Origin of the sequence: Rhizobium mayense, from assembly GCF_030272705.1 — a bacterium.
GTDB lineage: Bacteria > Pseudomonadota > Alphaproteobacteria > Rhizobiales > Rhizobiaceae > Rhizobium > Rhizobium mayense.
This window is the reverse complement of record NZ_JARFYM010000020.1, coordinates 70,881-89,263: the sequence shown is the minus strand read 5'-3', so window position 1 is coordinate 89,263 and position 18,383 is coordinate 70,881. Positions and strand designations below refer to the sequence as shown.

Sequence of the window (18,383 nt, the reverse complement as noted above, 5' to 3'; positions counted from 1 at the left end):
ACGCTTTGCGGCGTCGCCCGGCCGCTCACCCGGCCTTCGAATCGCTATCGGCCGCATGAGCGGACCTTGATTGAACCTGCCTTCTGCTTCCGTCGTCGTCTTGCCAGACAAAGGAGCATGTCATGCTGTCTCCCGTAAGTCCCGTGTCTGCTGTGGGTGCCGCCCTTGAAAAGCCGGTGGTTGCTACCGCCGAAACGTCCGGCGTCCAGACGGCGGCGACTCCGCTTGCCGTGCTGTCGAGTGCGGCGAACGCCAGCGTCGAGGGCAAGCTGAACATGCTGCTGATGGCGGCGCGCGATCGGATGTTCAACAGCCTGATGTCTGCCATAGACGATGCCAGCCTTGCCCTGAATGTTTCGCGCCAGCCGGACGAGAGCAATGCCGCCTTGGCGCAGCGGCTGGCCGATACGATCCGCAGCTTGCCGCCGCAACAGCTCGCGGTCGCCCAGCAACTGTTGGACACGCAGGCGAAATTGCCGATCCCACTGCCGCTCATTGCCGAAGCTCTGGCCAATCCGGATGGCCCGGAAGCCGTGCAAATTGCCGTCAGCCTGGAGGCGGCGCTGACACAGGAACCCGATGCAGTCCTAAAGGCTGTCGTCAATTCCTATGGGCAGAACGCCGGCGAAGCGGAGACGGTCGGGCGGCAAGGCCCGGTCCCGGCACAAGCAGCGCCTCTGCCCACCGCCGCAACGACGGCGCCCTCCGCAGTCGCCGCCCAAGCTCCCGGAGGAACGGCGGCATCGGCTGTCCAGGGTCAGGCGGTTCTCGTTCCCGCAGCGGCGCTGGACCCGGAGGTGGTGTCTAATCTCGAAACCGCCTTGGCTCCTCAGACCACGCCAAATCAACAACTCGCCCCGATTGCGCAAGCCCTAGGCGCACTGCTCGTTGACGCCAACGTCGGTGAGGTCCATCCGCAAAATGCCATTCCCGCGCAGGAGAACTCGGTGCCCGCCGGAGCAGGGTCGCCTGCCGTACCGGCCGAAACCAAGCTCCCGACGGAAATCGCGCTGATCAGGTCGCCGGTGACACCTCCGCCTGTGCCGCGCGATCTCCAGCAGATCCGCGCCGATATCAAGGAAGGGCTGCAGGTTGTCATCGGCAGCCCGATTGAGGTCGCCGGCCCGGAGCTGTTGCAGATTATCGAGAACAGCACGTCCTTGGTGGAAAGGGTTGTCGCGCAGGCGCTTGCCGCAAATGCCGCTGACCAGGGGGAAGTGCAGTCATTGCCGCAGACGCCGAATGATGAGGCCGTCAGGAACCTCGCCGCCGCGATGGCAAGCCAGAATTCTATTCCGCCCGAAGAGACCTCGAATGCGCCGACCGCCGCAGCCGCACTTCTCGGCAAATCGTTGGCCGACACGCTGGCCGCACCCGCGATGAATGCACCTGAAGCCGCGGCGCAAATGGGAACGCCGGTCCCGCCGCAGGGTATTCCCTTTGCAATCGTACAATATTTGCCGGCGAACCTCCCCATTGAGGAGGAGGAGCTGGAGCGGGTCGATCGTGTCGATCCGGCGGATGACGAGGAGCACGAAGAAGAGCAGGACGGAGAGACGGCGGGGGACGAAAGTGAAGACGATTCCCAGTCTGCCGAAACGCAACAGCCGGCTGCGGAGGCGTCCGACGAGACGGATAGTCAAGCAGCTTCTGCCGAAGCAGCGGCGGCTGCACCGAAACCGCTCGCGCTGCCGACGCCCGCACCGAGGGATCCACTGCATGATCACGCCTTCGATTTCTATCGACGCATGGTGGGGTGGGAATAGCTCGACCGAGGGCGTCGGACGTTCATTTGAACGCACAACGATCGCTTCAAGCTTTTAAATCCCGAGCAACTTGCCCGCTTGCTACCCGAAAAAGGAATGCTCCAGAGCCAAATAAAAACCCGCCGGATTGTTCCGGCGGGTTTCTTGTCTCTAACAGGCTTGCCGAAGATTATTCGGCGTTGCGGTTCTTCAGAGCCGCACCCAGGATGTCGCCGAGCGAAGCACCCGAGTCGGACGAACCGAACTGAGCGACTGCTTCCTTCTCTTCTGCGATTTCCAGAGCCTTGATGGACAGCATGATCTTGCGGTCCTTCTTGGAGAAGTTGGTGACGCGGGCGTCGACAACCTGACCGACCGAGAAACGCTCAGGGCGCTGCTCGTCACGGTCACGTGACAGATCGGCGCGACGGATGAACGAGGTGATGTCTTCGTGGTTGACGAGCTTCACTTCGATGCCGCCATCGTTGATCGCGATGACTTCAGCCGAGACGACTGCATTCTTGCGCAGATCGCCGGAAGCGGCGGCTTCACCGACCGAGTCCTTGCCGAGCTGCTTGATGCCGAGCGAGATGCGTTCCTTTTCGACGTCGACGTCGAGAACGACAGCCTTGACGACATCACCCTTGTTGTACTCTTCGATGACCTGTTCGCCCGGACGGTTCCAGTCGAGGTCGGAGAGGTGCACCATGCCGTCCACATCGCCGTCGAGGCCGATGAACAGGCCGAATTCGGTCTTGTTCTTGACTTCGCCTTCGACTTCGGTGCCAGCCGGATGGTTGCGGGCGAATGCTGCCCACGGGTTTTCCAGCGTCTGCTTCAGGCCGAGCGAGATACGACGCTTGGTCGGATCGACTTCGAGAACGACGACTTCGACTTCCTGGCTCGTGGACAGGATTTTGCCGGGGTGAACGTTCTTCTTGGTCCAGGACATTTCCGAGATGTGGATGAGGCCTTCGATGCCCGGCTCCAGCTCGACGAATGCACCGTAGTCGGTGATGTTCGTAACAGTACCGGAGATCTTCTTGCCTTCCGGGTACTTGGCCTGGATGCCATCCCACGGATCGCTCTCGAGCTGCTTCATGCCGAGCGAGATACGGTGGGTTTCCTGGTTGATGCGGATGATCTGTACCTTGACCTGCTGGCCGATAGACAGGATTTCCGACGGATGGTTCACACGGCGCCATGCCATGTCGGTGACGTGCAGCAGGCCGTCAATGCCGCCGAGGTCAACGAACGCACCGTAATCGGTGATGTTCTTGACGACGCCGTCAACAACCTGGCCTTCTTCGAGGTTCTGAACGATTTCAGAACGCTGCTCGGCACGGGACTCTTCCAGAACCGTACGACGCGAAACGACGATGTTGCCGCGGCGCTTGTCCATCTTGAGGATTTCGAAGGGCTGCGGGTTGTGCATCAGCGGGGTGACGTCGCGGATCGGACGGATGTCGACCTGCGAACGCGGCAGGAAGGCGATAGCGCCGTCGAGATCGACGGTGAAGCCGCCCTTGACCTGGTTGAAGATGACGCCTTCAACGCGCTCGCCAGCTTCGAACTTGGCTTCGAGCTTGATCCAGCTTTCTTCGCGGCGAGCCTTTTCGCGCGACAGAACGGCTTCGCCAAGCGCGTTTTCGATGCGCTCGACATAGACTTCGACTTCATCGCCAACCTTGAGCGTGCCGTCCTTGGCGCGCGCACCGAATTCCTTCAACGCGATGCGGCCTTCGACCTTGAGGCCGACGTCGACAACGGCGACGTCCTTCTCGATGGCGGTGATGATGCCCTTGGTGACATAGCCTTCGGCCAGATCGTTCTTGGCGAAGGATTCTTCGAGAAGGGCCGCGAAATCTTCGCGAGAGGGGGTAGTTACAGACATAGAATCTCCTGGCGTGTCCAATTTATGCAATTCGACACTGATGCGCCGGTGGTTCGTGTTAAACGGGCCTGACCCCAGTCCGCCTTCCCTTGGGGAAAGCTATCCGGCGCTTGGACGGAATGTCAGGCTTTGAAATCGTCAGTTTCATGCGCAAGGCGCGCGAAAGCTGCTCATATTTTCAGGCATTTCGGCTCAGAGCGGCGTCGACGATCGACTTTGCCGTCTGAAACGCCGCTTCTATACTCATTTCTGAGGTATCAAGCAAGTACGCGTCTTCGGCCGGTTTGAGCGGGCTGTCGGTGCGGCCCATATCCCGCTCATCGCGCCGTTTCACATCTTCGAAAATCGCCGCGTAGTCGGCACTGCGGCCGGCCTCGATGATCTCGTCGTAGCGTCGTTTCGCCCTGACCTCAGCCGACGCCGTAACATAGATCTTCACCGGCGCATCCGGGCAGACGATCGTGCCGATATCGCGGCCGTCGAGCACCGTGCCCGGCTCCTTCCGCGAAAAGGCGCGCTGCGCCTCGACCAGTGCCCGGCGCACCGCCGGCATGACGGCGATTTTCGACGCGGCCTCACCGATCTCATGCCGTGACAGAACGGCGCGATCGAGGCCGGCGAGATCGACCTTGTGTGCCATCGCCTCCGCCACTCCTTCGTCGTCGAGCGGCAGGCCGGCGTCGAGCAGTGCCTTGGCCGTCGCGCGGTAGGTGAGGCCGGTGTCGAGATGGTGAAAGCCGTATTCCTCGGCGATCCGGCGCGACAAGGTTCCCTTGCCAGCCGCGGCGGGTCCGTCGATGGCGATGATCATGCTTTTTCTATCCCTGCCTTCGGCCCTGATACTATTTGTCGTATCGGCGCACCAGATCGGCCATTTCGGCCGCTGAATCGCTGTCGATTGCGTCCAGGCCATGGGCCACGCCCTGGCGATCGGCGGCGGGACGGTTCTGGCTGACCTTCCACTTGCCGTCAATCGCCTCGATATCGATCTCGATGCCGATAATGCCCTTCAACTGGGAAGCGATGAAATCCGGAGGCGCATCGTCGACGGCCCAGGGCTCCGCACGGCGGCCCTCATTCTCGCCGGTCAGCATGCCGATCTGCTCGCGCAGCCAGGCGGTATCTTCGATGACGCGCGCGTTGCCGCGAACCTGCACGACTGCATAGTTCCAGGTCGGCACAACCTTGCCCGTCTCCCGCTTGGTCGCATACCAGGATGGCGTGATGTAGCTTTCGGGGCCTTGGAAGACGACGAGGACCGGCGCTCCCGCCTGAATTTCCCGCCATTGACCGTTCGCCCTGGCGATATGCGCCTGCAGCGTGCCCTTGGATGAAAGGCCGGTCTTGAGGTGGAACGGCACAAGATTGGCGATCAGCCCGCCATTGCCGGCGGTGATCAGTAATCCTAGCGCATGCGCGCGGATCAGCGCGTGCTGTGTGCCGAGATCGTCTTCGCGGTGATGGGGCGGCTGATACATGGTTTGGACCGTCTGTCGTTGTCGGGCGCATCATAGGGCCGGCGGCCCCGAATGGCCATCGGCTGATTCCGACTTGGATTGCCTCGCGCCTGCGGGTGATTTCGCCCGCAGGCGGCCACTGTTTTATCAGCCCTCGACCTCGATCGTCGCACCCAATCTTGTCATCAGGTCAAAAAACTCCGGAAAGCTGGTCGCGATCATGGTGGAATCGTCGACCCTGACCGGATGCTCCGAGGCAAGCCCCATCACGAGAAAGCTCATGGCGATACGATGGTCGAGCTGGGTCTTGACCTCGCCGCCGTCTACGCCGCCGAGACCTTTTCCATCCGGCCTTCCCCGAACGGTCAGCGAATCCCTGCCTTCGGTGCAGTCGACGCCATTGAGCTTCAGCCCTTCCGCGACGGCCGAAAGCCGGTCGGATTCCTTGACCCGCAGTTCTTCGAGCCCGAGCATCACCGTCGTGCCCTCGGCGAAGGCGGCGGCGACGGCAAGCACCGGATATTCGTCGATCATCGACGGCGCCCGCTCGGCCGGCACCGTGACGCCCTTGAGCGCGGAGGAACGCACACGCAGATCGGCGACATCCTCGCCGCCGGCAAGGCGCCTGTCGAGAATATCGATATCGGCGCCCATCTCCTGCAGCATCAGGATCAGGCCGGTGCGGGTCGGGTTCATCAGCACGTTGCGGATGGTGATGTCCGAGCCTGGAACGATCAGCGCCGCGACCAACGGAAAAGCGGTCGAAGAGGGATCGCCGGGAACGTCGATGATCTGGCCGGAAAGCTTGCTCTGTCCCTGAAGGCGGATGGTGCGCACGCCGTCCCGGTCCGTCTCGACCGAAAGATCGGCGCCAAAGCTAGCCAGCATCTTTTCGGTATGGTCGCGGGTCATGACCGGCTCGACGACGGTGGTGATGCCCGGCGCGTTGAGGCCGGCCAGCAGGACGGCGGATTTGACCTGCGCCGAGGCCATCGGCACGCGATAGGTGATCGGACTGGCCGTCTCCGGCCCATGCAGCGTCACCGGCAGCCGGTCGCCTTCGCTGGATTTGACCTGTACGCCCATCTGCCTCAGCGGATCGAGGATGCGGCCCATCGGTCGCTTGGAAAGCGAAGCGTCGCCGATGAAGGTGGATTCGAAATTGTAGACGCCGACCAGGCCCATCGTCAGGCGGCTGCCGGTGCCGGCATTGCCGAAATCGAGCGGCGCTTCCGGGGCGAGCAGCGCGCCGTTGCCGACGCCCGTGATGATCCATTCGGCCTCGATCTTCTCGATCTTGGCGCCCATGGCCTGCATGGCCTTGCCCGTATTGATCACATCCTCGCCTTCGAGCAGGCCGGTAATGCGAGTTTCGCCGGCAGCTAGCCCGCCGAACATGAGGGCGCGATGCGAAATGGATTTGTCGCCGGGGACGCGGATGGTGCCGGAAAGATTGGTCGAGCGGCGCGCCGTCGCGGGCCGCGGATGAATGTCGTGCGGCATGGGCAATTCCTTTGCGATGCCGTTATTTACGCCGCATTATCGCTGACTTAGCTCCTGTTGCGCCAGCTGACCTGCGGTTCACGTTGGCTCGTTACCATAGACCCGTTGCCGGGTCATCCCGGAATGCCCAGAAAACCTGATTCGGAGTATATAAAGTTTGGCTTTGACAGAAAGAGCAGCAACGATTAAGGGGACCGGCTGATAATTTCCCTTAAAACGCCGGCTTCCCCGGCATTGCCGAATTTTTATTCGGCCATTCATGAGGCTTTGACAGTGGCGAAAGCGGAACTTGGAACAAAACGCACCGATCCCGATACCGGCAAGAAATTCTATGACTTGAACCGGGACCCGGTCGTGTCGCCCTATACCGGCAAGTCCTGGCCCTTGTCCTTCTTCGAGGAAACCTCGGCTTCGAAGGAAGTTCCGGAAGAAGAAGAAGTGGCTGAAGTCGATACCGAAAACACGGAAGTCGAACTGGTATCGCTCGAAGATGCCGATGAGGCTGCCTCCGGCGACGATATTCCGGATATGGGCGATGACGATGTCGAAATCGGCGACGATGACGACGACACCTTCCTCGAAGCCGACGAAGACGAAGATGATGACGATATGAGCGACATCATCGGCGTTACCGGCGACGACGACGACGTTTGATCTCTGAACAATCGGCCCGGTGAACGAGAAAAGTTTTCCGGGCCGAAAATTTCGGCTTGCTATCTGCAAAAACCAGAAGTAATAAGCCGCCACCCCGACGGGCGAAGCGCTCGGAAGGGTCCCAGGACCGGCCAAACCGGTACCACCTTGATGGGGCTATAGCTCAGCTGGGAGAGCGCTTGCATGGCATGCAAGAGGTCAGCGGTTCGATCCCGCTTAGCTCCACCAAAATAGAATAATAAATTCAATTAATTACGCTGCTCTAGCTTATCATTAGATTTTTAGGCTTCAGTTGGGGAAGCACTGGGGAAGCGCAAGCAATCTTTTAAAGTGCAAGAAGCGCCGAAATGTCGAGAGGCGATTTTACGTGGGCATTGAACATCGACCGCGGCAAGGCCCCCATCAGATTATCGACGTCGCAGGTTGGGAAGTCGACCCAGACAATCCCTATTACCCCGAAGGTAAGCAACCCAAAAAATTGCTGATCTCACCGAGCGATAGGCTCCCGCCTTTTCTTCTTCCGACCCACAAGTACCTCTTTAAGACGCCAACGGGATGGCAGGAGAAGCAGATTTGGTCTGAACTTATCGCTTACGAACTATCGCGAGCTGTCGGTGTGTCGGTGCCTCCCTGCTTCTTAGCTCGCGACAGTTCCGAAGGCCATCTCGGCGTTCTCGTAGAGTTCTTTTACGGTTACAAGGGGGAAGAGCTCCCGAGATTCATTCCGGGGAGTGATTTCGTGCACGCATGGCTGTCATCAAACTATGACCGGAAGCGCGGCAGACCTCATGCGGTGCGCGCGAATTTGACTATTGCTCGAAGTCTGGGAATCTCCAACTACAAGGAGTGGTGGGCAAATGCGTTCCTTTTTGATGCCATTATCGGCAACGTTGACCGTCATCCCGACAATTGGGGACTGCTGGCATCAGCGATTGTGGGCAACAATTTCAATTATTCGATGGCGCCTTTATTCGATAACGGATCGAGCCTCAGTTACGGCGAGCCGGATGATCAACTAGCGAGGTATCAAGACCTTGACGCTTACATCCGTCGGGGACGCCATCACTGCGCTTGGGACGGTGGACCAAAGGGGGACAGACATGTCGAATTGTGCAAATTATTTTTCGAAACTTACAAACCGGCTGGCGTAGCGGAAGAATTTATGATTCGATTCACTAATGACGCGATCGACGACGTGCTCGGTTGGTGCCGAAACTTTGAGTCCCCAGTTGAGTTTAGTGCTGTACGTGCGGATTTCTTACGGGCCCTGATGATTCGGCGTCGCGAGCTGCTAACTGCTTTATGTGCGGATAATGCTTAATCAGATCGAACATATTGTTGAACCTAGCCGGCTGCTACTGACCTGGCAAACCCTCGACGACTCTAAGTCGCGAACGAGATTTGCTGTCGGTGAGCTGCAGGCAGCTTCGCCCCCCACCTTCACCTATTATTCAGAAGATGAATTTTTTCGGGTGAACGGGAAGCCGCTGACATACATTAGGTCCATTGGATATGCTCAATATCCCGCCTTCAAGCCTACCAAGCTTCACCATGTAGATGGGGTACTCGAAGCCTTTCTCAGGCGCCTACCCCCGCGCAATCGGGCTGATTTTGATAAGTACATTACACATTTCCGGCTTAGCCGAAATACAACAATCTCAGATTTTGCCCTATTGGGCATCACGGAGGCGAAGCTACCTGCCGATGGGTTTGCGCTAGTCGATCCCCTCGACGACACAGTGAAGACCCGGGAGCTTATGATCGAAGTGGTTGGCCATAGGCATTACCCCTCAGACCTAGATGGGGCTTTGGGCGAAGCTGTCGACCTAATTCCAGAACCAGAAAACCAGTGGGACCCACACGCTGTGATGGTCCTCGCGCGCGGAATGAAGGTCGGGTATATCAATAAGTTTCAGTGTGCTGCGTTCTTACAGTGGATTAGCGAGGACCGCGTGACGGCGGTCATTGAGCGTGTCAACGGGACTGCGGATCATCCTCGGCTTTACATATTTGTCCGGGTTTCGCCTCGGTTGGCCTCGTTGGCTGCCTGAACCAGATTGGGCTCTAATCGCCGGCCCTTCGAGGGACAAAAGCCAGTCGTTTCGTTTTCCATCAAAGTTAGCAAGCCGCAAAATGGGCTGATATCGTCAGAGATGGCGTGATGACGTGTGCCAACTAACCAGCGCCAAAGGCGCTGGCTAATTTGCTGTGTCGACGGGAGCGTCAGACTTGCTCGCCCCTCTCTTCCACTGGCACGCCGGCGAGCGCGAAAATTTTCTTGCGAAATGCCTCGCTCCCCTCGCTATCGCCCTCATCAGTGTCCACGACGAATTGAATTGCCAAATCCTTTGGAGTGGCCGGGTGTGCAACAACAATGTGTTCCCGAAGGTCGCGATATTTCGCATAGTTCTTCTCGTGTTCCTCTTCCGAGGAATTTTCATAACCGCGGCGTCGGGCCTCATTCCATTGGGCGAACATTTCCGAGATTGACGAATCTGCCTCCTCTTTCTCGTCGGCAGCCGACGACACTGCCGCAACCGCTTCGAGATAACCAAGCGCCGCACGCATCAATGGGTCTATTACGTAGCTTTCGCCCATTTCATTGTCTTCGATGGCAAATCGAAGCGCAACAATGGCGCCCTCTCGGGTGATGCACCGCTGGGACCAATTCACCAGTATAGAATGAGGTTCCTTCCAAAGATGACTTAGCCGGTCCGCTTCCCCATCGGCAGCGGTCAAATAATCTCTCCATTTTGCCTGAAAAGCGCCAATGGCATCTATTATGGGATCTGAGGCAGCCGGAGCTTTTCCTTCGACAGCTGTGCCCACGACGGGCGCTTGAGCCGCACCATTTAGCGATGACCTATCGACGTCCAACAGCGCGATAGCACCGCGGACATCTCGCGATTTTATGACGGCTTCTAAATAGCCAATTGCAGCGAGGATCATTTTTTCCGCCGCATCACTGCCATGGACACCCTTGCTGTCCCTCAGCGCAATTTTCAGGGCGGTAAGCGCCCCTTCAAGGGTCCGCGCGGGTTCGTTCCATTCTTCCAGCACCCGCATCGGTGGCCCATACGACACACCGGCGTACGCGTTTGCGCCGTCGTCGTCTTCAGGAGCATTTAGATTGAAGTCGTCAATACCAGCCCAGTATGCGTTTATGGCGTCGAGGAGCGGATCGCTTATTTGCACGGTGGGTACCATCGATTGCTCTAGTAGAAGAGACAGAGCTCCCTGGACGTCACCTGCTTTGAGCATTCCCTGTAGCCTGTTAAGTGCTCCCACTTCGAGCATAGCTTCGCCGGCGGCCTGAACTGCAGTGTTCGGCATCTGTATCTCCATTTGGGTTTGAAAACTAGATAACTGTTTTCCGAACTTAACGGGATATTCATTCTTGTCAACACATATCTAGTTCTGATAACTAATTTGGTGATAACGGAGGACATCAAATGCTCACCACCGGCAATCAATTAAAGGCAGCACGCGCGCTAGCAGGCCTTGAGCAGAAGGAGGTAGCCGAAAGAGTGGGTGTGAACGTCAACACGATCCGCAATATGGAGGCAGCCGGGGCCGGTCAGATTGCCGGGCGCGCGCAAAACGTTCAAATGGTACAGCGGGTGCTCGAAGAAGCTGGCATCGAGTTCCTCAATCACGGTCAACCAGGCGTGAGACTCCGGAAATAGCGTCTTGCCGTATGGCATCTAATCGCTTTGCTATCGCCGCGATTCCTCATTCGACATTTTCGATTCAAAAGGATGAAGTAACGGGGGGAATGGTCGACATGTGAACGCGAAGCCCTTGTCAGAGGAGCAAGGGAAAACCCGCCAACGCTACCAGCTACACAGTTCGATATGGAATGGAAGAGCGCGTAATTCCCGCGAAACGGACATTGTTAGTGGCAACAGCGATATCGAGCGCTCTCTCCGCTAGCTCCTGATCATGATGGGGGCCGACCATAATTGAATGCAAACCCAAATCGATCAGTCCGTTCACAACCGCCTGCTGAAGCGGGAGGGTAAAATACGGGATCGGAAGGCCCGGTCCCGGCCGAACCGCGACACGAGCGCCGTATTCGGGGATTAATCCGGAGACCAGCCGCCACTCATTCTCCTCGGCGAAGCTCTCATGCTTGAAGCATGATGCGTGGACTTGGAATGCAAAGACCCAATCATTTGCACGGTTCCAAATCTCCCCGTCCGAGGAGTTGTTTGGGGCCTCGATGTCCTTCAAGTAGCTCTCGAGGTCTCGGGTTATAATTTCGATTTTTTGCGCGTTCTCATAAATGCATTTTCGCAACTGGAACTGCTCGCGCCCCCCCGCCGCTTCTAGCGCACTTTTGCGAAAACCGAAGGACACGCCACCCGACGTGGCATACCCCCTCCATTGGCTCAACAAGTTGCCGTTCTCGGTAAAGGAAGCGACGCAGAGGAACCGTTTCTCCAGCGCTGGAAGCATTTGTACAATCTTCTGCAGAAAGCGCTTTCCGTTTGGTCCTTGAGTGTGGATGAGGCTGTCCGCGATCCCTGAAGCAAGGTCAATTCCGTGTCGGAATTCTTCCTTGTCATTTAGAAAATGGATGCAAGATGCCCATATCGACCTCGATGAGAGGATGCCGAGAGCACCGGAAAACGTCGTGTAGTGATACAGTTGCATTTGTCGTCCTGATCGTCGAAGCCACTGCGGGGCCACGTCATCGCAGTCATACATGCGGTGCGAACGGTTACTTGGGCTCCAACGCTGTAATCTCGTAGTCCTTGCGGTGTTCTGACCACCAATTCGACAAGTAGTCGAGTGCCAACGGCTTAATTTTTAGATCTGTGTCTGTCGTGAAATACCGGCCAGCGTACTCGACCGCCTTTAAGCTTGCATCGGTTTTCATCACTTCCATGAGGAAATCCAGCTTTTGAAGTTTGGGGATATCATCTCGCTTGCTGATATATTCAAGCACAGCAGGCTTAAACGCAGTCGGCGCCGAAGCAAAAAGCTGCTTTAAGTCTGCGAGGGAATAGGTCGCCGGATTAACACCAACTGGCCAAGGGATGGTGAAATTACTTTCGTAGATCCCTTGGCTGTGAGCATCCATGATAACGCTCCAAGCGTCGGCAGCCCGTTTTGCATAAGGGCTGTTCTGGTCACTGGCGATCGAGGAAAGCTTGTCAAAGGCCACCCGATCATCATTCTGCGCTTGTTCAATCGTCTTCGCGAAGTCTGCATCTCTTTCAAGATTTTCTAACGTGACCTTTGCCGCCGAGAGTGTGGCATTGAGGTTCGCAAGCTTCTGATCGGCGATGTTAATCTGGGAGGCGGCCTTCTCCGAAAGGCCGGCCGCATTTTTGGCCTGTGCTGCCACGGCATCTACTGTCGCAGATTGATTTTCGACTCGAGTTTTCAGAGCTTGAATCACACCTGCGTCAGCTGACACCTGATCGCGCAGCAGCTTAAACGTTCCGAAACGCCCTAACGTTACCTCAGCTATCCTTTCGTGCATGATTAAAGCGAGTCCGACGAAAATCATCACCGCCATCAGAATGCTTGCAGCTTTTTTTTCGTTGGAGCGGTGGAAAACGACGAAGGCAGCGACGATTATCAAAGCGCCGAAAATCTTAACGGCAATCACGATAATCTCAGGCATATCCGGCAATACCTTCCCCACCCATTAGGCGTCCATGGAGATTGCCTCTTCCTATTTGGTCTCGGCTCGTTAGTTGTGCCACACGCGCAAATGTCGGCAATCGCACGATATAGAATGCCGAAGTCTGGATCGCCCTCGGACTGGTTTCTTGCATCAAACGCGAACCCGCGCAGGCTCGGCTCCGACAGCGACTCTATCTCGTGAGTTATTTTCCAGAATCCTGAGGAAATTTCTCGAAGAGCATGCCTCGCCTCGGAGGTCATGGGAGGCTTCTTTTTTGAGGTACCTTTGGCAGGCTTCAGTGTGTCCCCGGGCTTCTTGGGCCAAATGTCACGGATAATGCGCTCGATCTCTGCGTTGCTCGGCTCCCAGCGATTTTTCTCGATGACCTTCTTTCGATTCAGGCGAGTTTTCAGGTCCAAAACCGTTGCCCCATCTGCGGGTTTGGAAAATGCGGCCGAAATAACCTCTCCGGCCGATTGTCGAAGGCTGTCAGCGATGCCGCCGTCTGCATCGAAATTCCAATAGCTACCCTCCGTCTTCCATATTCTTTGGGGCTTGCCTGACTCCCGTTCCAGATAAACTGCGAGCACTCGTTTCCGCGTCCCGGCGTATTGGGGGAGGGAGTCATTTTCGAATATGAGGCCATCGACCAAGCGCTGCGAGAGTCTTTCCGGATCGGTGGCATCATGGAAAAGATAGTGGCGAGCTGACATTGGGCGACCTCCAAACGCAATGGAGATATCAAATCCAACTGGGCGGCTCTTTGCAATTGCCCGTCGGTCGGATGAGCTGGGTGAACATGCATTTGGTGTTCTTCAGCCAGTTCATCGCGGCGCCAGCGGCTTCACCTTACCATTGCTTACCCACTGGTAAGCTTTGGATGCCGCCACAGTTTTGCTATAGCCGGCCTCAATCGCGGCTCGCTTCGGATCGAGGTCGATTAAATATTCCCGGACAAATCGGATCTCGCGATGCGTCAGGCGTTCTTCCAAATCGGCCACGGCATCAATTGCAGAATTCGAGGTTTCGATGTCATCGATCTTGCTCATATCCAACCCGATCTCAACGTTTCGCTATTGCTGCCTCAAGAGCTTCCAGCCGCTCCAGTATCTCGCCAGCCTCGATCGCCTTCCTATGGCTGTCGATGATGGCGACGACGCTCTGCGCCTCAGACGGTGACAGCTCGCCTTTGCTGGCGGCATTAAGGACGCCCGCAATCGCCGCGGGGATGTCCTTCGCGCTTTCGATCGCCTTCATCGGGAACGTGATTGCGCGAGGAACCGGCGCCGGTCGCGGATGCAGGAAGGCGGCCGCGCGTTCCGCTGCCCAATCTCGGCGCCTTTGGTCCGCCTCTTCGTCCATCATCACGTCCAATAGGTACTGCAGCGGCGATTTTGCCGATCCGAGAACATCCGCGGCAAGCTCGACGGTGCGCTGATTCAGCGATCCCTTTTTCCTTCCCGCTCCCGGCCTCGCGCCGCCCACCTTCGCCATGTCTGATATTTCCTGATTGATTTCAGTGGACGGTTGCCGACAGCAATTCGGGGTCGGTTATCACTTCGCCCGGCCCGATGCTTCTCCACATGATCAGCAAATCATTATCGAGCAGCGAATAGCCGTGGGCCGCAAGACACTTGGCGATGTCGGTATCCGTATGACGCTCGTCTGCGAGCACAAAGAAAGTCCGCCGCGCTGATGGTTTCATAGCGGCTTCGATCTTTTCCAGCCTTTGACGAATAGAGGTCATGAATCGGCTCCGATCAATTCAAGCGTGCGCCGCCGGTCTGGAGAGCGTGGTCCGTCCCGAGATGGGCTATTGCTTTGGTGAGGTAGGCCCGAGCGTAGAAGACGGCAGTTGCCCGGGTGTCTTCGTCATCCATGACCGCCTCGATTGCTTGGCTCAGAAGCGTTCGAGAGAGGCAAAGCAACGCCACAGCGTCGTTCGCGCCACGGCACTCGGCCTGGTCAATGACATCGAGGGCACGATCCATGGAGGCTTTGGTAGCATCGTCCTGGCGACCACCAGCCTTCAGCGCCATGATCAAGGAGACGGCTTCCGCAACCGAATTGATATTGTTCGAGCAAAGTGCCATTTATTGTAGACCTTTCACCGTTTGTGCGCGGGCCATCATGTCTTCCGATCGAATGAACCTGCTGATCGCTGTCTGCTTTGTCGTCTTCGCCGTCATTATGGGCGCCATGACGTGGTTCTTGCGATACATGGGCCTAGAGTTTGTCCTCGGCGCCCTGTTCGGATCGACGCTCATGATCGGCTGTTTCGGTGTCATCTCCCGAGATTTCCGTAACCTGAAGTAAGCTGGCGACCGCCCTGTTGCGTCATCGCCGCAACCAAGGCAGCGATGCGCGGATCTGACGTCGGGACGCCGGCACGATTGGCGAGAGCCGCTACCAGTGCGTCACGCTGCGCGCCCTGTGCCACCGAAAGGCTACCTAACTCATTCGCGAACCTAGATCCTGCCCGTTCGGCCTGATCATCCAAAACGCTCCTGACGGCCTTGTGCGCTACCTTCAGGCCAAGGCCGGTCATGGTGGTGTCGGCGGGCACTTCCGCTGTCCTTGAGACGTTATCGAGCATGTTGCCAAAGCGGTTTGCCATTGCGGTATCCGAGCCGCGGGTAACGCGATTGGTGGTATCCGCAAAGGCCTTTTCGTTCTCGAGAACCTGAAACAGGCGGTCTGCCTTATCCTGGCCAAACAGCGTTGCGAGCCGGTCCCGGTTCCAATCACCTTCGCCTTTGATGAGCTGATTCATTTTCGCGACGTCATTGGTATTCGTGCCGACGATACGGTCAATTTCAGCCCGGGCGCCCTGTGAGAGGCGAAACGGCACCGCAGACGGTCCGATCTGCATTCCCTGCGGCTGTGCGCCCTGCTGGACTTCCTGAGCCAATTCCGAAGGCCGTGGCGCGGTCCTGCCGCTGTCGAGGACCTGTTGACCTCGGGATACGGCGCCATTCTGCCGCGCAAGCTCGGCATACATCGCGTCCGGTTCCTTGATCTGAGGAACCGCCCGTGTCAGTGCGTCGTCGAGCATCTGACGTGTCTCCGTCAGTGCACCGATCGCCTTGACATTCTGCTCGTTCGACAACATCCCGTCGATCGCTTGGCGTGTTTCGAACATGACGCGCGGATCGCTCGAAAGCTGATCTGTGCCGTTCACATTCAACATGCCGCGTACCTGGCGAAGGGCATTCTGGGCCGGTCCGCGAAGACGGTTGATATCTGCATCGATGGTGTCGGCGATCGGTTGGACGTCATAGGCGCTGGCGCCTTGAAATGCTTGTCGATAAGCGGGACCAACGGCTTGCTGATTGCCGGCAATATTGGCCTGTACCTCAGATGGAACGACATTGGGCCCGAGATTTTCATCAATGGCTGCCGCGAGGCGCGCATTTGCACCCTGTGCTCTCTCGGTCAGCGGCGTGACGATAGCATCGCGCATCCCTGGCTGAGTTGCCGCTCCGCGAGCCACGCCAAGCCATTCCGGAGAAACGTCCGCCAATGTTGCATCATCGCCCATACGCGAGAGAGCATCCCGAAGCAGCGCGACCTTGTCGGGGTTGCCCATTGCTTCTTGCAAATAGCGCTGAGCAGGCCGCGATAGGCCGGAAACAGCGTCGGGGCCGGTCGTGAAACTCCGGGCCGCCGAACCGATAGCATTACCAATCACTGGCGCAGCAACGCCGACCATGGCACCGATACCAGCGCCCAACGCAGTCTGCTTTGGATCGAAATCCGACCGCACCCCGCTGTCGGCGGCGCCGATGCCGGTGCCGGACAGCATGGAAGCCCCAATTTTCGCGAGGCGAGATCCTTGCCCGAGGCCAAAGAGATCAGGAGCAGCGGCCACGACGGGAGCGGTTGCCGCAACGCCGCCGGCCACCTGCAATCCGGTATCGACGTAGGGATGCTCTTGCTGGAAGGCCTGATCCTTACCCTGCTGGATATCAAGCGCCTGCTGATAGCGGTCGTCCCAAGTCTTTCCGGGAAGCTTCTGAAAGCTATCCGGCAATAACGGATCGAGGATAGGCGCAAGCGTGGCATTGGTCGCAGCGTCGAGACGATTCAAAGCCCCACCGATGATCGGGAGGCCGGTTGCGACCGCGCGCACAGCATTGTCAGTGTTGAGGTTGCCGTTCTGATGGCCGCCAACAATCGGATCATTCTCCCATGGCGCGGCCGTGGCTGCCGGCTGGACGATCGGGTCGTTCTGCCACGGCTGATCAAGCGTAAATCCCGGAGGAGGAGAGGGAATGGAAGTTGCCGCTCCTTGCGTCGCCGGTTGATCCAGTTGGAAGCCCGAAGGCAACGCGTTAAGCGCACTCGTCAGGTCCTGTTCGGACATGGCGCTGTATTGGGGATATTGCTGGCGGAGCGCTGATGGCGCCTGTTGCGGGACACTCTGGGGAATTCTGCCAATTGACGGCATTAGCGCACCTCCGCGATGTCGCCAGGTTGGAAAACACCAGAGAAATCGCGACCTGCGCGCTTGAGCTTTTCCGCCGCCGCCTGAAGGCAAAACTCGTTCGGCGTCATACCGGCACGGTTGGCGGCATCAAACAAGCTCTCGCGAAAACCTTCCATCACAGTCGCGCCTCGGAGCATCACCGGAACCCGACGTTCTCGCCGGTCGGTCTTCCCGGCAGTATTGCAGTTCATGGCAATCTCCAATGAAAGAACACAAGGGGCAAAACGCTTTCAACTGGCAGCTTTTTCCTTGGGTTCGTTTTTTACTCCCGTCATCCAGTTAGAGCTTCGCCGCCGCGGTGAAGAAGTCATCGATCTGCTGTGACGTGAAGCCCATGGCCTGATCAAGCAGTCCCTGGGCGAGAAGTTGCAGCTTGAACTGACGCGCGGATACGATTTCAGGAATGACTGGCGCGCTTGAAACCGCTTGTACGGCCTGAAGAGCGGCAATCTCATCGTCTGTCATCTCGACTATTTCGCCGTTGACCATCGTTGTGAATCTGGCAGCAGTGACCGTTGAGTTGGACACATTCAGCGCCTGACACAAATAATCCGTGGCCCCGCTGTCATATGATGACCCGTTGTTGGTGCTTGTCTGAATTCCGATTGCCGAAGCAACAGCCGGCGTTATTGTCCCAGTAAGCCGAAGGCGCCTATATGCGCTCAAATTGGTAATATCCACCGTCGCGACTGCCGAAAAATTATTCGCTGCGATAAGCTCCCATGGGACGCCGAGGTTTGTTCGGGCCGTCACCACATCCGGCGCTCCCGTCCCACCGGCAACGATCGGGCGCGGCGTGTTGGCATCCGTCGTCAGGTCATTATTGATCCCGTTGACGACCGAGCTTTGAATGAGCGTATTCGGCGTGAATGTGCTGCCTGGTGGCAATGCGTACACGCCTGAACCGTTTCGGGGCATTAGCGTCTCCTGTTGCGTCGCGGAGAGAATCGCATTCTTAACCGGGGCCCGACAGACCCTCGGAAATGCGCGGAAATCGGCGACA

Annotated in this window: 21 protein-coding genes and 1 tRNA gene; 7 read left to right on the top strand and 15 right to left on the bottom strand. The window is 57.7% G+C overall.

What is annotated here, in order from left to right:
* Positions 1-122 precede the first annotated feature (122 nt).
* The gene (locus PY649_RS22050; RefSeq protein WP_285870828.1) at positions 123-1,766 is read left to right on the top strand and encodes a hypothetical protein; all 1,644 of its coding nucleotides are present in this window, start codon (positions 123-125) and stop codon (positions 1,764-1,766) included.
* 169 nt (positions 1,767-1,935) lie between these two features.
* Here the strand turns inward: PY649_RS22050 and rpsA are convergent, their stop codons facing one another.
* From rpsA to aroA, 4 genes are all read right to left on the bottom strand, one after another.
* A complete protein-coding gene (rpsA, locus tag PY649_RS22045) occupies positions 1,936-3,639 on the bottom strand; it encodes a 30S ribosomal protein S1 (protein WP_285870827.1) in 1,704 nt (567 codons plus the stop codon).
* Between the two features lie 178 nt (positions 3,640-3,817).
* Positions 3,818-4,450, bottom strand: a complete 633-nt coding sequence (gene cmk / locus PY649_RS22040) for a (d)CMP kinase (protein WP_285870826.1) — start codon at positions 4,448-4,450, stop codon at positions 3,818-3,820.
* A gap of 31 nt (positions 4,451-4,481) precedes the next feature.
* Positions 4,482-5,117, bottom strand: coding sequence for an FMN-binding negative transcriptional regulator (locus PY649_RS22035; RefSeq protein WP_285870825.1), 636 nt, complete (start codon positions 5,115-5,117; stop codon positions 4,482-4,484).
* 126 nt (positions 5,118-5,243) lie between these two features.
* Complete coding sequence (gene aroA, locus PY649_RS22030) at positions 5,244-6,599, bottom strand: 3-phosphoshikimate 1-carboxyvinyltransferase (RefSeq protein WP_285870823.1); 1,356 nt, start codon at positions 6,597-6,599, stop codon at positions 5,244-5,246.
* A 273-nt stretch (positions 6,600-6,872) separates the two neighbouring features.
* On the opposite strand from aroA, the gene PY649_RS22025 reads away from it, so the two are divergent.
* From PY649_RS22025 to PY649_RS22010, 4 genes are all read left to right on the top strand, one after another.
* Positions 6,873-7,253 carry a TIGR02300 family protein gene (locus PY649_RS22025; RefSeq protein WP_285870822.1) on the top strand — a complete coding sequence of 127 codons (381 nt, stop codon included), beginning with the start codon at positions 6,873-6,875 and terminating at the stop codon, positions 7,251-7,253.
* 152 nt (positions 7,254-7,405) lie between these two features.
* A tRNA-Ala gene (locus PY649_RS22020) sits at positions 7,406-7,481 on the top strand.
* Positions 7,482-7,620: 139 nt separating this feature from the next.
* A complete protein-coding gene (locus tag PY649_RS22015) occupies positions 7,621-8,574 on the top strand; it encodes a HipA domain-containing protein (RefSeq protein ID WP_285870821.1) in 954 nt (317 codons plus the stop codon).
* Positions 8,567-9,304 carry an HIRAN domain-containing protein gene (locus PY649_RS22010; protein WP_285870820.1) on the top strand — a complete coding sequence of 246 codons (738 nt, stop codon included), beginning with the start codon at positions 8,567-8,569 and terminating at the stop codon, positions 9,302-9,304. Before PY649_RS22015 ends, PY649_RS22010 begins: the two co-directional genes overlap by 8 nt.
* Positions 9,305-9,476: 172 nt before the next feature.
* Here PY649_RS22010 and PY649_RS22005 read toward each other — a convergent pair whose 3' ends face one another.
* Positions 9,477-10,586 carry a hypothetical protein gene (locus tag PY649_RS22005; RefSeq protein ID WP_285870819.1) on the bottom strand — a complete coding sequence of 370 codons (1,110 nt, stop codon included), beginning with the start codon at positions 10,584-10,586 and terminating at the stop codon, positions 9,477-9,479.
* Between the two features lie 119 nt (positions 10,587-10,705).
* Here PY649_RS22005 and PY649_RS22000 point away from each other — a divergent pair, with 119 nt between their 5' ends.
* Positions 10,706-10,939, top strand: coding sequence for a helix-turn-helix transcriptional regulator (locus PY649_RS22000; RefSeq protein ID WP_285870818.1), 234 nt, complete (start codon positions 10,706-10,708; stop codon positions 10,937-10,939).
* A 154-nt stretch (positions 10,940-11,093) separates the two neighbouring features.
* On the opposite strand, the gene PY649_RS21995 is transcribed toward PY649_RS22000, so the two are convergent.
* The 7 genes from PY649_RS21995 to PY649_RS21965 form a co-directional block, all read right to left on the bottom strand.
* A complete protein-coding gene (locus PY649_RS21995) occupies positions 11,094-11,909 on the bottom strand; it encodes a DUF2971 domain-containing protein (RefSeq protein ID WP_285870816.1) in 816 nt (271 codons plus the stop codon).
* Positions 11,910-11,976: 67 nt separating this feature from the next.
* On the bottom strand, positions 11,977-12,888 hold the full coding sequence (locus PY649_RS21990) for a hypothetical protein (RefSeq protein WP_285870815.1): 912 nt from the start codon (positions 12,886-12,888) through the stop codon (positions 11,977-11,979).
* Positions 12,870-13,604 carry a hypothetical protein gene (locus PY649_RS21985; RefSeq protein WP_285870814.1) on the bottom strand — a complete coding sequence of 245 codons (735 nt, stop codon included), beginning with the start codon at positions 13,602-13,604 and terminating at the stop codon, positions 12,870-12,872. Before PY649_RS21985 ends, PY649_RS21990 begins: the two co-directional genes overlap by 19 nt.
* A gap of 111 nt (positions 13,605-13,715) precedes the next feature.
* Positions 13,716-13,940 carry a terminase small subunit gene (locus tag PY649_RS21980; RefSeq protein WP_285870813.1) on the bottom strand — a complete coding sequence of 75 codons (225 nt, stop codon included), beginning with the start codon at positions 13,938-13,940 and terminating at the stop codon, positions 13,716-13,718.
* A gap of 13 nt (positions 13,941-13,953) precedes the next feature.
* Positions 13,954-14,385: a hypothetical protein gene (locus PY649_RS21975; protein WP_285870812.1), complete on the bottom strand. Its 432-nt coding sequence runs from the start codon at positions 14,383-14,385 to the stop codon at positions 13,954-13,956.
* A gap of 22 nt (positions 14,386-14,407) precedes the next feature.
* A complete protein-coding gene (locus tag PY649_RS21970; RefSeq protein ID WP_285870811.1) occupies positions 14,408-14,638 on the bottom strand; it encodes a hypothetical protein in 231 nt (76 codons plus the stop codon).
* Positions 14,639-14,651: 13 nt separating this feature from the next.
* Entirely contained in the window at positions 14,652-14,984 is a 333-nt protein-coding gene (locus tag PY649_RS21965) for a hypothetical protein (protein WP_285870810.1), read from the bottom strand.
* 37 nt (positions 14,985-15,021) lie between these two features.
* Between PY649_RS21965 and PY649_RS21960 the strand changes: the two genes are divergently transcribed.
* Positions 15,022-15,207 (top strand): hypothetical protein, encoded by a 186-nt coding sequence (locus tag PY649_RS21960; RefSeq protein WP_285870809.1) that lies wholly within the window; start codon positions 15,022-15,024, stop codon positions 15,205-15,207.
* Here the strand turns inward: PY649_RS21960 and PY649_RS21955 are convergent.
* From PY649_RS21955 to PY649_RS21945, 3 genes are all read right to left on the bottom strand, one after another.
* Complete coding sequence (locus PY649_RS21955; RefSeq protein WP_285870808.1) at positions 15,176-17,341, bottom strand: hypothetical protein; 2,166 nt, start codon at positions 17,339-17,341, stop codon at positions 15,176-15,178. The two genes, PY649_RS21960 and PY649_RS21955, sit on opposite strands and share 32 nt — an antisense overlap.
* A complete protein-coding gene (locus PY649_RS21950; protein WP_285870807.1) occupies positions 17,341-17,571 on the bottom strand; it encodes a hypothetical protein in 231 nt (76 codons plus the stop codon). Before PY649_RS21950 ends, PY649_RS21955 begins: the two co-directional genes overlap by 1 nt.
* An 88-nt stretch (positions 17,572-17,659) precedes the next feature.
* Positions 17,660-18,298 (bottom strand): hypothetical protein, encoded by a 639-nt coding sequence (locus PY649_RS21945; RefSeq protein ID WP_285870806.1) that lies wholly within the window; start codon positions 18,296-18,298, stop codon positions 17,660-17,662.
* Between the last annotated feature and the right edge of the window lie 85 nt (positions 18,299-18,383).